The sequence below is a fragment of the Polaromonas sp. P1_F1 genome, assembly GCF_056405795.1.
Genome location: NZ_JBFUBJ010000013.1, coordinates 1 through 14,600, shown reverse-complemented (window position 1 = coordinate 14,600; position 14,600 = coordinate 1). Strand labels below are relative to the sequence as shown.

Below are 14,600 nucleotides of genomic sequence, written 5' to 3'. Positions count from 1 at the left end.
TGGGAGGCAAGGAGTTTGGTTGTCCGGTCCGGACGATTAGAGACCCAGCATCAGCTTCAGGTTCTGGACTGCAGCGCCGGATGCGCCCTTGCCCAGGTTGTCCAGCCGCGCCACCAGCACCGCATGGCGGTACTCTTCATTGGCAAACACGCGCAACTCCATCTTGTTGGTGTCGTTCAGCGCCAGCGCATCCAGCTTGCCTGACTCGGGCGCGGCCTCCGCGGTTACCCATTCGCTGCCGGCATAGTGTTTGGCCAGTACGTCCTGCAACTGCGCCCCGGTTGGTTTGCCGGGCAGCAAGTCAAGGTGCAGCGGCAATTGCACCAGCATGCCCTGCTTGAAGTTGCCTACCGACGGAATGAACACCGGCCGGCGTGTGAGCCCTGTGTATTTCATGATTTCGGGCAGGTGTTTGTGTTTCAGGCCCAGGCCGTAAAGTTCAAACAGGGGAGCGGTGCCGGCTTCGTAGTCTTCAATCATCTGCCGGCCGCCGCCGGAGTAACCGCTCACAGCGGGAAGGCTCAGCGGGAAGTCGGCCGGGATCATGCCGGCGTCAACCAGCGGACGGATCAGCGCGATCGCACCGGTGGCGTAGCAGCCGGGGTTGCCCACGCGGTCGGCAGCGGCCACGGCGGCGCGCTGGGTCTGGGTCAGTTCGGGAAAGCCGTAAACCCAGCCGGACACGGTGCGGTGAGCCGTGGAGGCGTCAATGATTTTGGGCTTTTTGCCGGTCAAGCTGTCAATCATGGCGACCGATTCGCGTGCCGCGTCGTCGTGCAGGCACAGGATCACCATATCCACCTGCGCCATCAGGGCGCGCTTGGCGGCCGCGTCCTTGCGCAGCTCGGGCGCGATGCTGACGAGTTCGATCTGCGGCATGGCTTGCAGCCGCTCGCGGATTTGCAGGCCCGTGGTGCCGGCTTCGCCGTCAATAAATACTTTAGGCATGGGCTTCCAGGTACAAAACAAAGTGGGCGGCTGGCCGCCCCAGAGGTCAATTTCGGCCCTTTTCGGGGTGTAAGGCGGGCACAAGAGTTGTGCGTCGCACCATGATACAGTTCTGCGTTGCTGCCTGCAGTGACCGCCGACGTGGTTTTTTGGGCCGGTGTGGCCTGTTTCCGACACCCCATTCCTCTGCCCAAATCCCTGTTGCACCCCCCTCTTTTACTGAATTCTGAAGGTCTTTCATGAAAATTCACGAGTACCAGGGCAAGGAAATCTTGCGCAATTTTGGTGTGCCAGTGCCGCGCGGCATCCCGGCCTTCACGGTGCAGGAGGCGGTGGAAGCCGCCCAGAAGCTAGGTGGCCCGGTGTGGGTGGTCAAGGCCCAGATCCACGCGGGCGGCCGCGGCAAGGGCGGCGGCGTGAAGGTTGCCAAAACCATCGACGACGTCAAGCGCATTGCCGGCGAAATCCTCGGCATGCAGCTGAAAACGCACCAGACCGGCCCAGAAGGCCAGAAAGTCCGCCGCCTCTATATTGAAGACGGCGCCGACATCCAAAAGGAATACTACGTTTCGGCCGTGACCGACCGTGAGTCGCAAAAGGTGGCCTTCATCGCCTCCAGCGAAGGCGGCATGGACATCGAAGAGGTGGCTCATTCCAACCCTGAAAAAATCATCAAGGTGTTTGTCGATCCGCTGGTCGGCATGACGGACGCCCAGGCGAAGCAAATCGCCGCCGGCATCGGCATGCCTGCCGACTCCGTGGCGCAGACCGTCGACATCCTGAAAAAGCTCTACAAGTGCTATATGGAGACCGACGCGTCGCTGGTTGAAATCAACCCCCTGAACCGCAACAGCAAGGGTGAAGTCATGGCCCTGGATGCGAAGTTCAACTTCGATGCCAACGCGCTGTTCCGCCATCCCGAAATCGTGGCCTATCGCGACCTGGACGAAGAAGACCCGGCCGAAGTCGAAGCCAGCAAGTTCGACCTCGCTTACATCAGCCTGGACGGCAACATCGGCTGCCTGGTCAACGGCGCAGGCCTGGCCATGGCGACCATGGACACCATTAAACTTTTCGGTGGCGAGCCAGCCAACTTCCTGGATGTGGGCGGCGGCGCAACAGCTGAAAAAGTCACCGAAGCCTTCAAGATCATGCTGAAGAACCCTGATGTCAAAGGCATCCTGGTCAACATCTTCGGCGGCATCATGAAGTGCGACACCATCGCCGACGGCGTGATCACCGCCTGCAAGGCCGTGAACCTTTCGGTTCCACTGGTCGTGCGCATGAAGGGCACCAACGAAGACCTGGGCAAGAAGATGCTGGCCGATTCTGGCCTTCCCATCATCGCCGCAGACACCATGGCCGAAGCCGCGACCAAAATCGTCGCCGCTGTCAAATAAAAGCCCGGAGCCAAGAACATGTCCATCTACATCAACAAAAACACCAAAGTCATCACCCAGGGCATCACCGGCAAAACCGGTCAATTCCACACCCGCATGTGCCGCGACTACGCGAACGGCAAAGAAGCTTTTGTGGCCGGTGTGAATCCCAAGAAAGCCGGCGAAGACTTCGAAGGCATCCCGATTTTTGCCAACGTGACCGAAGCCGCCAAGGCGACCGGCGCAACCGTGTCGGTCATCTATGTGCCCCCTGCAGGCGCTGCCGCCGCCATCTGGGAGGCTGTTGAAGCCAACCTGGACCTGGCGATCTGCATCACCGAAGGCATTCCGGTCAAGGACATGCTGGAAGTGCGCAACCGCATGAAAGCCAAGGAAGCTGCCGGCGGCAAGAAAACCCTGCTGCTGGGCCCCAATTGCCCCGGTCTGATCACGCCTGAAGAAATCAAGATCGGCATCATGCCAGGACATATCCACCGCAAGGGCCGTATCGGCGTAGTCAGCCGCTCCGGCACGCTGACCTATGAAGCTGTGGCGCAATTGACCGAAATCGGCCTGGGCCAATCGAGTGCAGTCGGTATCGGCGGCGACCCGATCAATGGCCTCAAGCACATTGACGTGATGAAAGCCTTCAATGACGATCCGGACACTGACGCCGTCATCATGATCGGCGAAATCGGCGGTCCCGATGAAGCCGAAGCCGCCCAGTGGTGCAAGGCCAACATGAAAAAACCGATCGTTGGCTTCATTGCTGGTGTGACTGCCCCTGCCGGCAAGCGGATGGGCCATGCGGGCGCGCTGATCTCCGGCGGCGCCGACACGGCCGATGCCAAACTTGCCATCATGGAAGCCTGCGGTTTCACCGTGACGCGCAATCCTTCGGAAATGGCCAAACTGCTCAAAGCGCTGCTGTAAGGCGCCACCACAAAAAAGTGATTTGAAAACTTGACCACGGTCAAGCAGGTAAGCAGTAATACCAATCGGGATTGGCCTATTGCGGCTTAGACTCTCCAAAACAAAAAAGCGCTTCCCAGCGCTTTTTTAATTCATAACAGGAGCTGCCATGTTTTTCGGACTGGACCTCGCGTCCCCCCTCTTCTGGAGCGCTTTCGGCTCCATCCTTCTTGCCAACATCGTGCTGTCTGGGGATAACGCCGTGGTAATTGCCATGGCTGCGCGCACACTCAAACCCGAGCAGCGTGGCAAGGCGATCTTCTGGGGCAGCGCCGCCGCGATCGTGATGCGTATCGTGCTGACCATTGTGGCCATTCAGCTGTTGAGCTTGCCATACCTGAAGATGATCGGTGCCGTACTGCTGGTCTACATTGGCGTGGACCTGCTCAAAGGCGAAGAAGATGAAGACGGCGAAGGCCACGAAATCAACGGCATGATGGCTGCGATTCGCACTATCCTGATTGCCGATCTGGTAATGAGCCTGGACAACGTTCTGGCAGTCGCAGCAGCCGCCAAGGGCAACCTCCCGTTGCTGGTACTGGGTCTTCTGGTGAGCATCCCGCTGATTATTTTCGGCGCCACCTTGTTGACCAAGGTCATGGAGCGCTTCCCCATCATCATTACCATCGGTGCAGCTCTTTTGGGCTTCCTGGCGGGTGAGATGTTGCTGACGGATCCTGCGGTGGTGAGCTATTTTGGTGCCGTTAGCGACCATACGGTGACTGCCGGTGGGATTGTGGGTGCCGTGCTCGTGGTGGCACTGGGCACCTACCTGACCAAACGGCAGCAGACAAAGGCGCCTTCCGCCTGAACCGGCGTACGGCCCGGCCGCCGCAGCCCCTTTGGCGGTTAGGGTCGTTTCTTAGCGTTCGCCACCTGCTGCGGACCGGATGCGCGCCGCGCATACCAGAAAACCACTTATTTGCAACAGTCGGCACGCTTGCGGTGCAGAAGTCGCTTGTCCAGCCGCACCCCGTCTGTTAATGTCCATTGTCAGGAGACTTGTAACCTGCCGAAACAGTCGGCGGGTGATATCCGGCGCACGAAATTTGCTGCCGGAGGACCGATAGTACAAAGCAATTACAAAAATGGCTGGGGCTATGCATAGCGAATCAGGACAAGGGACGGGAAGTGGCCAAAACATCTAGGAAATTGAGTCAGTTCTGGCGGGCCGACTGGTTTGTGGGCGTTCTGGTGGTGCTGGCCGTCCTTTTTTTGCATGGCCTGACCGATTTTTTCGGCACACTTGAGCGCCGTTACTATGACTATGCGAGCACCAGCAGCAATCGTCAGCCCTCAGACCGTATAGCGGTTATTGCGATTGACGACCAAAGCATCGCGAATATAGGCCGTTGGCCCTGGCCCCGGGACGTCCATGCGAAGCTGATAGACCAGTTGACAGCCGCCAAGACCAAGACAGTCGTCCACACGGCTTTTTTCTTTGAGCCTCAAACCGACCGAGGTCTCGCTTTTATCCGCAAGATGAAAGAGGTCCTCGGCGATCCTGCTGTCGCGCAAACTGGTATTGGCGAGCAATTGAGCAAGGTGATTGCGGATGCCGAGGTGGCGCTGGATAGCGATGCCAAGCTGGCTGCCAGTATGGTCAATGCCGGCAATGTGCTTGTGCCCTCGGTGTTTACTCTTGGCGAGCCGCAGGGCAGGCCAGACAATCCGCTGCCGGCCTACGCGCTCAAAAGCGCGATTGACGAGAGCAACGGCTTTTCCATTGCGGCAATACGCGGCACCCAGCCGATTGAAGCCATAGGCAATGCCGCCGCCGGTATAGGCCACCTGAACCAGATACAGGATCCCGTTGATGGGGCAGTTCGCCAGGAGCCGCTGCTTGTCAATTATTACGGCAAGGGTGTGCCCTCTATGGCGCTGCTGGCTGCCGCAAAAAGCCTCAACCTCAACACCTCTGATATCAAGCTCAACGTGGGGGAGTCGGTGCAAATCGGCAAGCTCCGAGTGCGCACCGACGAGTCGGCCCTGATGTTGCCGCAGTTTTATAAAGGCAGCGGCGGCAAGCCTGCTTTTGCAGTTGACTCCTTCTATGACGTGCTGACGGGCAAAATCCCTGCCACCAAATATGCGGACAAGATTGTGGTGATCGGCGCCACGGCGCAGGGCGTGGGTAGCCTCTTCACGACGCCGGCCGGTCCGGGGCTGTCACCGGCAGAGACCATTGCGCACATCACTTCCAGCATCCTGAGTGAACACTTCATTGTCCAGCCGACTTGGGGTGTCTGGGCTACGTTGGCTGTTCTGCTCGTGGTTGCGGCTTACCTTATCGCCGGGTTGCCTCGCCTCTCCGCTGGTAAGGCTGCGGTCATCACGTTGGCACTGTTCCTGGTGTTGCTGGTGGTTGAGTTCGGCTTGCTGTCGGCGGCCGCGACCTGGCTCAAGTTTGTCTTTCCCGCAGCCCTGCTGGTGATCGGCCACCTGGCGTTGACGACCAAGCGCTTCCTCATGACCGAGGCTGGCAAGCTCAAGTCCGACGAGGAATCGGCCGAGACCAATCGCATGATGGGTCTGGCGCTGCAAGGTCAAGGCCAGCTCGACATGGCGTTTGATCGTTTTCGCCGCGTACCTTTCACTGACGCACTGATGGACAACATGAACAACCTAGCGCTGGATTTCGAGCGCAAGCGCCAGTTCAACAAAGCTCAAGCCGTGTACGAGTACATGGCCACCTACAACAAGAACCACAAAGACCTGCAGTCCAAGCTTAATCGGGCCAAAAACCTGTCGGAAACCGTCATTTTGGGCGGTGGCGGCGCGCACCCGGGCGGGACCATGCTCCTTGACGGTGGGGGTGTTGAAAAGCCCATGTTGGGTCGCTATCAAGTCGAAAAGGAATTGGGCAAGGGCGCCATGGGCGTGGTGTACCTCGGCAAGGACCCAAAGATTGGCCGTGTCGTCGCCATCAAGACTATGGCTTTGAGTCAGGAGTTCGAGGGCGAGGAGCTTGACGATGCGCGGGAGCGCTTCTTCAGGGAAGCCGAGACCGCTGGCCGGCTGCAGCACCAGAACATTGTCACGATTTTTGATGCGGGTGAAGAACACGACCTGGCATTCATTGCCATGGAGTTTCTGAAGGGCAAGGATCTGGCAGATGTCACCAAGGACGGCCATTTGTTGCCGGTCCCGAAGGTCCTGTCCATCGTGGCACGGGTGGCTGAAGCCCTGGCTTACGCACACAAGCAGAATGTGGTGCACCGGGACATCAAACCGGCCAACATCATGTATGAAATCGAAAGCGATACGGTGAAGGTGACCGACTTCGGCATCGCTCGCATTACGGATTCAAGCAAAACAAAGACCGGTCTTGTATTGGGGACGCCCAGCTTCATGTCGCCGGAGCAGATTGCAGGTAAAAAAGTCGACGGGCGCTCGGACTTGTACTCGCTGGGTGTCATGCTGTTTCAGATGCTGGCTGGCGTGTTGCCATTCCGTGGCGATTCCATGGCCGAACTGATGTACAAGATCGCGAACGAAGAAGCCCCCGATATCCGTATCATCCGTAAAGAGCTGCCGGCGCGACTGGCCGAGATTGTTGCGCTGTCTCTGGCCAAGAAGCCGGAGTTGCGGTATCAGGATGGTGATCGATTGGCGACAGATCTGCGCGCTGTCATTGCCGCAATGGAAGGTACTGCACCGGCCCCATCGTTTGCGCCTCAACAGGGTGCGCCAGCAGCCCAATTTGACGCCACGGTCGTGCAATCAGCGACTGTACCAGCTGCTGGCCCGAAGACCTATGATGCGACCCAGGCCGTGAATGTCGACGGCACGCAGACATTTGAGAAAACCGTGGTTTCCAAAGCACCTGCTGCCGATACCGACACCCAGTGATCACACGAACAAGATGAACTACGAGATTTGTACACATACCGACCCGGGGTTGACGAGGGACAACAACGAGGATGCGGTTGCTTTTGATGCTGCGACGCGGCTTTGCATCCTGGCGGACGGAATGGGTGGCTATAACGCAGGCGAAATTGCAAGCGGCATGGCTGCCGCTTTCATCAAGTCGGAAATGGGCCGTTGGCTTTCCCAGGCGGGCAGGCATGCCAATGCCAAGGAAGTGCGCCGGGCTTTAGAAATCTGCGTGGAAAATGCCAATCATTCGATCTTCAACGCGGCGAACTCCAACCCCCAGTACGCGGGTATGGGTACCACGCTGGTGGTGGGGGTGTTCCAGGACGGGCGACTGATGCTGGGTCATATTGGCGATTCCCGTTGCTATCGTCTGCGCGGCCAGGAGCTGCAGCAAATCACCAAAGACCACTCGCTGCTGCAAGAACAAATTGACGCCGGGCTGATAACTCCCGAGCAGGCACTGACTTCCCTGAACAAGAACTTGGTCACACGCGCCTTGGGCGTCGAAGACACGGTGCTGGTTGAGGTCAATGAGCATCGTGTGGACGCGGGGGACCTTTATCTGATGTGTTCGGATGGGCTCTCGGACATGGTTGCGGATCCGGGCATTGCGGCTATCCTTACAGGCGCAGGGACCTTGGAGCAAAAAGCGAAACAGCTGATTGTTGCGGCGAATGAGGCTGGTGGACGCGATAATATTTCCGTACTGTTGGCATACGCGAAAGAAGACTCGACCAAGCGCGGCCTTTTGTCCAGAATGCTGGGAAAATAGCGATGACTGAAATATTACAAACAGACAGGAGTCGGCCATGCCGAAAATGATCGTCTCTATTGACGGCGTTGTGATCAAGGAAGTCCAGTTGACGAAAGACCGGACTTCTTTGGGCCGTAGGCCCTACAACGACATTGTCATCGACAACCTAGCTGTCAGCGGGGAGCATGCCGTTTTGCAAATGACCGGCAACGAGGTCTATCTAGAGGATCTCAACAGCACCAATGGCACCTATGTCAACGGGAAGGCCGTTAAAAAGCTGCTGCTGCAAAATAGCGATACCGTTGAAATTGGCAAGTACAAAATCAAGTACGTCAACGAAGCTGCACCCGCAGGCTTTGAGAAAACCATGATTATCAAGGCTGGCTCTGCCGGTCTTGTGCCTCCGGCGCCGACAGGTTCGCCAGCGGCATCAACTGAAGCCGGTGGTACGGGCCTCACGGCGGCGATCAAAGTGATGTCAGGTGCTGCAGCTGGCCGTGAAGTGGCATTGGTGAAGGTAGTCACAACCATCGGAAAGCCCGGGGTCGCAGTTGCCGCCATTACCAAGCGGCCGCAGGGTTTTGTCGTTGCCCATGTAGAGGGCACTGGCAAGCCCACGCTTAACGGAGCTCCCATCGGGGCTGAGCCGGTTGTCCTGAAAAATGGGGACATGCTTGAGCTGGCCGGAACGCAAATGCAGTTCGTCCAACACTGACATTGGTGTTGAGAGGTCTCGCACCAAGCGGACCGCAAGCACCCTTCAAACGAGGTCGCATGAGACTCCTCTTCCGGCACTGGCCTCGTATCGCCGTCACGTTGATTCCGCTGGTGTTTGCATTGATGCATGCCAGCGGGGTCGCTCGCATTGGTGTTCTGCAAAGGTTGGACGACATCATCTACGATGCACGCCTGCGCGCGACCATGCCGCATACACTGGACGAACGCATTGTTATCGTTGACATCGATGAGAAGAGCCTTGCGGAGGTGGGGCGGTGGCCTTGGGGCCGTAACAGGTTGGCGGAGCTGGTCGAAGAGCTGCAGGATCGTCAAAAAACGGCGCTGTTGGGGTTTGATGTCGTATTTGCCGAAGCCGACGAAAGCTCGGGTCTAAAGCGGCTCAAGCAGCTTGCACAGGCGGAGCTGAAAGATCAACCGGGTTTCTCGGAAAAACTCAGCCAGCTGCAGACCAGCCTGGATTACGACGCGATTTTCGCGAAAGCGATCGAAAAACGCCCCGTCGTGATGGGGTATTACTTCACCAGCGACAGGGATGGCCGGGTCAATGGCGTTTTGCCGCCACCGGTTATGGGCAGCGATGCGCTTGGTGGCCGTCCTATCAAATTCACCAGCTGGAACGGATACGGGGCCAACATTGAGTTGTTGGCCAAAGCGGCCCCTTTGGGAGGTTTCTTCAACTCCATTACCGAGGGCGACGGTGTGGTGCGCTCTATTCCCTTGCTGGCGGAGTTCAAGGGGCAGTACTACGAGTCATTGGCGCTCGCCATGTTTCGCATGCTTGCGGGTTTGCCCAAGGTCGAGCCTGGTTTTCCGCAGGAAAAATTCCTGACCCGGAACTATCAAGGGCTGGAAAGCATTCTGCTTAAGCAAGGCAACAAAACCCTGGCGATTCCGGTCGATGATCGCGTAGCCACTTTGGTGCCCTTCAGGGGTAATGGTGGTGCGAACGGCGGCTCGTTTCGGTATATCTCCGCAGCGGATGTCCTGGCCAAACGCCTTGCGCCTGGCACGCTCAAGGATAAGATCATCCTGGTCGGCACCACAGCGCCCGGCCTGCTCGATTTGAGAGTGACTCCGGTAGGGGAAACCTATCCGGGGGTGGAAACGCATGCCAATGTCATCTCCGGTTTCCTTGACGGGAAGGTATTCGTCAAGCCGGACTACGCCATCGGATTTGAGGTGGTCATCCTGCTTTTTTCGGGGCTGACGCTGGCCTTTGCACTGCCCCTGCTTTCGGCTTCCCGTGCGGTGCTGGTCAGCTTGGCGGTGATTGCCGCCATAGCCGGCTTGAATTTCTGGCTTTATTCTGGTTACGGTCTTGTGCTGCCGTTGGCCAGTGCGCTGGTTATGGCTTTGACCGCATTTGCGTTGAACATGAGTTATGGATATTTCGTGGAAAGCCGATCCAAGCGTGAGTTGGCCCATCTGTTCGGCACCTATGTACCCCCCGAACTGGTTGACGAGATGGTGAAAGATCCCGACAGCTACAGCATGAAGGCAACGACCAAGGAGCTGACGGTCATGTTTTGCGACATGCGCGGGTTCACCAAAATGTCGGAGTCGATGGAGCCTACCCAACTACAGGCTTTGCTAAACAGTGTTTTCAGCCGGCTGACAGACCTGATTCGCAGCAATCGCGGCACCATTGACAAATACATGGGTGACTGCGTGATGGCTTTTTGGGGGGCCCCTGTCGACACGCCAGATCATGCTGGTCTTGCAGTCAAAACGGCACTTGAGATGTCGAATGCAGTCAAGAAGATCAACGAGGAACACAAGATCAAGGGTTTACCCGAGATTGGCATAGGTATCGGTGTCAATACGGGCACGATGTGTGTGGGTGACATGGGTTCGGATATCCGCCGCAGTTACACCGTGATTGGCGATTCCGTGAATCTGGGTTCGCGTCTGGAGGGGCTCTCAAAAACCTACGGAGTGGATATCGTGGTCAGCGAGTCAACCCGAAAGCAGGCGAATGATTTTGCATGGCAGGAACTCGACAAGGTTCGCGTGAAGGGCAAAGATCAGGCGGTTTCCATTTTCTGGCCGTTGGTGCCGGTAGACCAGATCGACAAGGACATTGCGGCTGAGCTGAAAACCTGGGGAATGGCGTTAAAAGCTTATCGCGCGCAGGATTGGGATCAATGCGATGTGCAATTGCTCAATTTACATCGGATAAATGGCAAAAAGTTCCTTTACCGGCTGTATGCGGAGCGTGTAGCCTCTATGAGGCTGTTGCCTTTTGATCCGGAATGGGATGGCGCAACCAATTTTGAAACCAAATAGCACAACCCTCCAAGTCAAGGCCAACCGGGAAATCTCATGAAAGTACGTGTACTCGGCTGCTCGGGAGCCATTGCCAAAGACTGCCGGACCACGTCTTTTTTGCTTGACCATGATTTGTTGGTTGATGCCGGTACGGGAGTGGGAGATCTCACGCTGGATGAGATGGCCGGTGTTGACCATGTTCTGTTGACGCATTCGCACCTCGATCACGTGGCCGCGTTACCGTTGATGGTGGACGCCATTGCCGCCCGGCGAACAACACCTATCCAGATTCATGCGCTGCAGGGCACGATTGACGCACTGAAGGCGCATATTTTCAACAACACCATTTGGCCCGACTTTTCCCGCATTCCCAGCCCCGAGGCCCCGTTTGTCAGTTTTCACCCTCTGGAAATCGGACAAACCTTGTTATTGGCTGGTAAGCAAATAGAGGTTCTACCTGCCGTGCATACCGTCCCGGCTGCAGGCTACGCGGTGGCCACGGGCAAGGGGTATTGGGTGTTCACGGGCGACACGGAACAGAATCCGGCTCTGTGGGCCCGCATTAATCAGATAAGGGTTGCCATGCTGGTCATCGAAACGGCATTTAGCAATCGTGAGCGCGACCTTGCCAAGCGGAGCCTTCATCTTTCTCCTCATGCGCTTGCCAATGAACTCGATTGCATCGAGCGAGGACACAGTTATCCCATCTACATTACCCATACCAAACCGGCCGAGACCGACCTGATCATGGCCGAGATACAGCGTTTTGACCAAACCCGCCCGTTTGGCCCGAATGTATCGCACGACATCCGGTGGTTGAGGGCGGGCCAGGAGTTTGAGCTATGAGCGCCGTATTGCAACGTGACCCCGAGGACGAGTTTTTTGACTCGCAGATGTTGCCTCCCCAGGAGCGGGGCGTTACTTTTGAAGCCCTGTATTTCCGGCAGCTTCAGCTGGTTACCAACCGGATTCACGAAACGGAAAATGTCGAGCAGATCATGCTCGAAGCCAGCCAGGACATCTGCAAGCTTTTTAACGCAGACCGGTTAACACTTTATGCAGTCAACGAAGACCGCAGTTCCATTGTTTCCAAGGTCAAGACGGGGCTCAATACCAGCCGCGACCTGAAACTCCCGGTCAGTGCGCAGAGCATTGCGGGCTACGTTGCCATGGCTCGCCAGATGGTGAATATTGCGGACGTCTACGATGAGGAGGCGCTGAAGAAAATTCATCCTGCGTTGAGCTTTCTCCAGGAAGTTGACAAGCGATCCGGGTACAGAACCAAGCAGATGCTGGTGGCTCCCGTCATGGACGGAGAGACGTTGTACGGCGTGCTGCAGGTTATCAACAACCGGAGCGATCAGCCTTTTGGAAAACTTGAGGAAGACGGTGCGCTGCAGCTGTGCAAGACTTTGGGCATTGCCATACGCCAGCGAATGCAAAAAGCGGGCGACAGCCAAAGGCGCAAAGCTACCAAGTACGACGGCTTGGTGACGGAAGGTGTGCTGTCCCAAGAAGAATTACAGCAATGCATCCGCCAGGCCCGGGAAGAAGGTCAGTCTGTCGAGCATATGCTCATGGCCAACTTCCACATCCGGCCCACTCAGATTGGTGCTTCGCTTGCCAAGTTTTTTGGTGTGGCCTACGAAGCATTCAATGCTGGGCGGATTCGCTCGGAGATGTTGCATGGTGCGTTAAAACGGGACTTTATTGAACAGCAAGGCTGGATTCCGCTGGAGGAAACTACCGAAGGCCTCGTGATCATGTGTGTGGATCCGGAGGCTGTGCGAGGGGCACGCGTGGTTCCACAGGTGTTTCCCCGCGTCTCCAAATTTTCTTACCGCGTTACAACCCAGACCGAATTTGAAGAAACCCTGGGGCAGCTCTTTGGCGTGGCTGCAGACAGTAGCACCATCGACCAATTGCTTGCAGACATGGACTCACCACTGGAGAGTGAGTCAAATGACGATTCTTCGCTGGAGTCTGCCGCAGCGGACAACGAGCTGGTCAAGTTTGTCAACAAGGTCATCATTGACGCTTACAACCAGAAGGTTTCGGACATTCACATCGAGCCCATGCCAGGCAAAGCCAAAACCGGTATCCGGTTTCGCATTGACGGTACCTTGCAGCCCTATATCGAAGTGCCGGCGCAGTTTCGCCAGGCCATGGTCACGCGGCTCAAGATCATGTGCGACCTGGACATCTCTGAAAAGCGCAAACCGCAAGATGGGAAGATCAAGTTCAAGAAATACGGCCCACTGGACATCGAGTTGCGTGTTGCCACGATTCCATCCGCCGGTGGTGTGGAAGATGTGGTCATGCGGATTCTTGCCGCAGGTGAGCCGATCCCGCTTGAAAAACTCGGATTGACGGCGCACAACAAGGAGCGACTGGAAAAAACGATCTCCAAGCCTTATGGTCTTTTTTATGTATGTGGCCCCACAGGCTCCGGCAAGACCACGACCCTGCATTCCATCCTGAAGTTTCTCAACACCCCGGACACCAAAATCTGGACCGCCGAAGACCCCGTGGAAATTACCCAGAAGGGTTTGCGTCAGGTGCAAATTAACAGGAAGGCGGGCATTGACTTCGCACTGGTCATGCGTGCTTTCCTGCGAGCCGATCCCGACATCATCATGGTCGGTGAGTCCCGCGACAAAGAAACCGTGGCGATGGGCGTGGAAGCTTCATTGACGGGGCACATGGTTTTCTCGACGCTGCACACCAATTCGGCCCCCGAGTCCATCACCCGCCTGCTGGACATGGGCATGGATCCCTTTAATTTTGCGGACGCATTGTTGGGTATCCTGGCTCAGCGTCTGGCCAAAAAACTCTGCGACTGCAAAGAGGCTTATCAGCCGAGTGCTCAGGAAGTCAAAGATTTCATCAAGGAATACGCCGAAGAGCTGCGCCATACCGAAGCCTGGAAAGCCGATCCTGGTGGCGAGTCACAAAAACTCTATGAAGACTGGATGGCGCGCTATGGGAAGGACGATAAATTGACCTTGTACCGTGCGGTCGGCTGCGACAAGTGCAACAAGACCGGCTACAAGGGCCGTATTGGCTTGCATGAACTGATGATTGCCGATGATGCTGCCAAAAAATTGATCCAGGAGCGGGCGCGTGTCGCGGAGCTGTTTGCAAGCGCTGTCAACAGCGGCATGCGGACGCTCAAGATGGATGGCATGGAAAAGGTACTCATGGGCATGACAGATTTAAAGATGGTCCGATCCGTCTGCATCAAATGACAGAAATGTCGTGAAGTTTAAAGACATACGTCAAAAAAGTAATTTTTCGGCTTTTTGTAGCTTTAAAATCGCAAAAAAAGAAAACTCTTTAATATGGTTCAGAAATTGCTGTAACTATCTAAACTGGCATCAAACTGCCGTAACTGTTTAAATTGCTACAGCCGGTTTTTAACCAAGGAGTTTTTATGAAGCGTTCAATCCAAAAGGGTTTTACCCTGATCGAATTGATGATCGTCGTGGCGATTATCGGTATCCTGGCTGCGGTGGCTCTGCCTGCCTATCAGGACTACACCATTCGTGCAAAAGTGTCTGAAGTGATCCTGGCTGCATCACAGTGCCGTACCAGCATCACGGAAACCGTGCAATCTGCTGCCAGTTCGAATCTTCCAAGCGCCAATAACTGGGGCTGTGAAA

Annotated in this window: 11 protein-coding genes; 10 read left to right on the top strand and 1 reads right to left on the bottom strand. The window is 56.4% G+C overall.

Features of this window, described 5'->3' with window-relative positions; genetic code table 11:
• Positions 1-36 precede the first annotated feature (36 nt).
• The gene (argC, locus tag AC1DZE_RS22670) at positions 37-948 is read right to left on the bottom strand and encodes an N-acetyl-gamma-glutamyl-phosphate reductase (protein ID WP_477670590.1); all 912 of its coding nucleotides are present in this window, start codon (positions 946-948) and stop codon (positions 37-39) included.
• A gap of 239 nt (positions 949-1,187) precedes the next feature.
• On the opposite strand from argC, the gene sucC reads away from it, so the two are divergent.
• The 10 genes from sucC to AC1DZE_RS22620 all read left to right on the top strand — a co-directional run.
• Positions 1,188-2,348 (top strand): ADP-forming succinate--CoA ligase subunit beta, encoded by a 1,161-nt coding sequence (gene sucC, locus AC1DZE_RS22665; protein WP_477670591.1) that lies wholly within the window; start codon positions 1,188-1,190, stop codon positions 2,346-2,348.
• 18 nt (positions 2,349-2,366) lie between these two features.
• Positions 2,367-3,260, top strand: a complete 894-nt coding sequence (sucD, locus tag AC1DZE_RS22660) for a succinate--CoA ligase subunit alpha (protein ID WP_457282070.1) — start codon at positions 2,367-2,369, stop codon at positions 3,258-3,260.
• A 148-nt stretch (positions 3,261-3,408) separates the two neighbouring features.
• Positions 3,409-4,110, top strand: coding sequence for a TerC family protein (locus tag AC1DZE_RS22655; RefSeq protein ID WP_477670592.1), 702 nt, complete (start codon positions 3,409-3,411; stop codon positions 4,108-4,110).
• A 341-nt stretch (positions 4,111-4,451) separates the two neighbouring features.
• A complete protein-coding gene (locus AC1DZE_RS22650; protein WP_477672343.1) occupies positions 4,452-7,151 on the top strand; it encodes a CHASE2 domain-containing serine/threonine-protein kinase in 2,700 nt (899 codons plus the stop codon).
• Positions 7,152-7,164: 13 nt separating this feature from the next.
• The gene (locus tag AC1DZE_RS22645) at positions 7,165-7,950 is read left to right on the top strand and encodes a Stp1/IreP family PP2C-type Ser/Thr phosphatase (protein ID WP_457282073.1); all 786 of its coding nucleotides are present in this window, start codon (positions 7,165-7,167) and stop codon (positions 7,948-7,950) included.
• 37 nt (positions 7,951-7,987) lie between these two features.
• Positions 7,988-8,647: an FHA domain-containing protein gene (locus tag AC1DZE_RS22640; protein ID WP_477670594.1), complete on the top strand. Its 660-nt coding sequence runs from the start codon at positions 7,988-7,990 to the stop codon at positions 8,645-8,647.
• 59 nt (positions 8,648-8,706) lie between these two features.
• Positions 8,707-10,956 carry a CHASE2 domain-containing protein gene (locus tag AC1DZE_RS22635; RefSeq protein WP_477670595.1) on the top strand — a complete coding sequence of 750 codons (2,250 nt, stop codon included), beginning with the start codon at positions 8,707-8,709 and terminating at the stop codon, positions 10,954-10,956.
• A 36-nt stretch (positions 10,957-10,992) separates the two neighbouring features.
• Positions 10,993-11,784: a 3',5'-cyclic-nucleotide phosphodiesterase gene (locus tag AC1DZE_RS22630; RefSeq protein WP_477670596.1), complete on the top strand. Its 792-nt coding sequence runs from the start codon at positions 10,993-10,995 to the stop codon at positions 11,782-11,784.
• On the top strand, positions 11,781-14,186 hold the full coding sequence (locus AC1DZE_RS22625) for a GspE/PulE family protein (protein WP_477670597.1): 2,406 nt from the start codon (positions 11,781-11,783) through the stop codon (positions 14,184-14,186). Before AC1DZE_RS22630 ends, AC1DZE_RS22625 begins: the two co-directional genes overlap by 4 nt.
• A gap of 185 nt (positions 14,187-14,371) precedes the next feature.
• A partial coding sequence (locus tag AC1DZE_RS22620) for a pilin (protein ID WP_477700574.1) occupies positions 14,372-14,600 on the top strand: 229 nt, incomplete at its 3' end.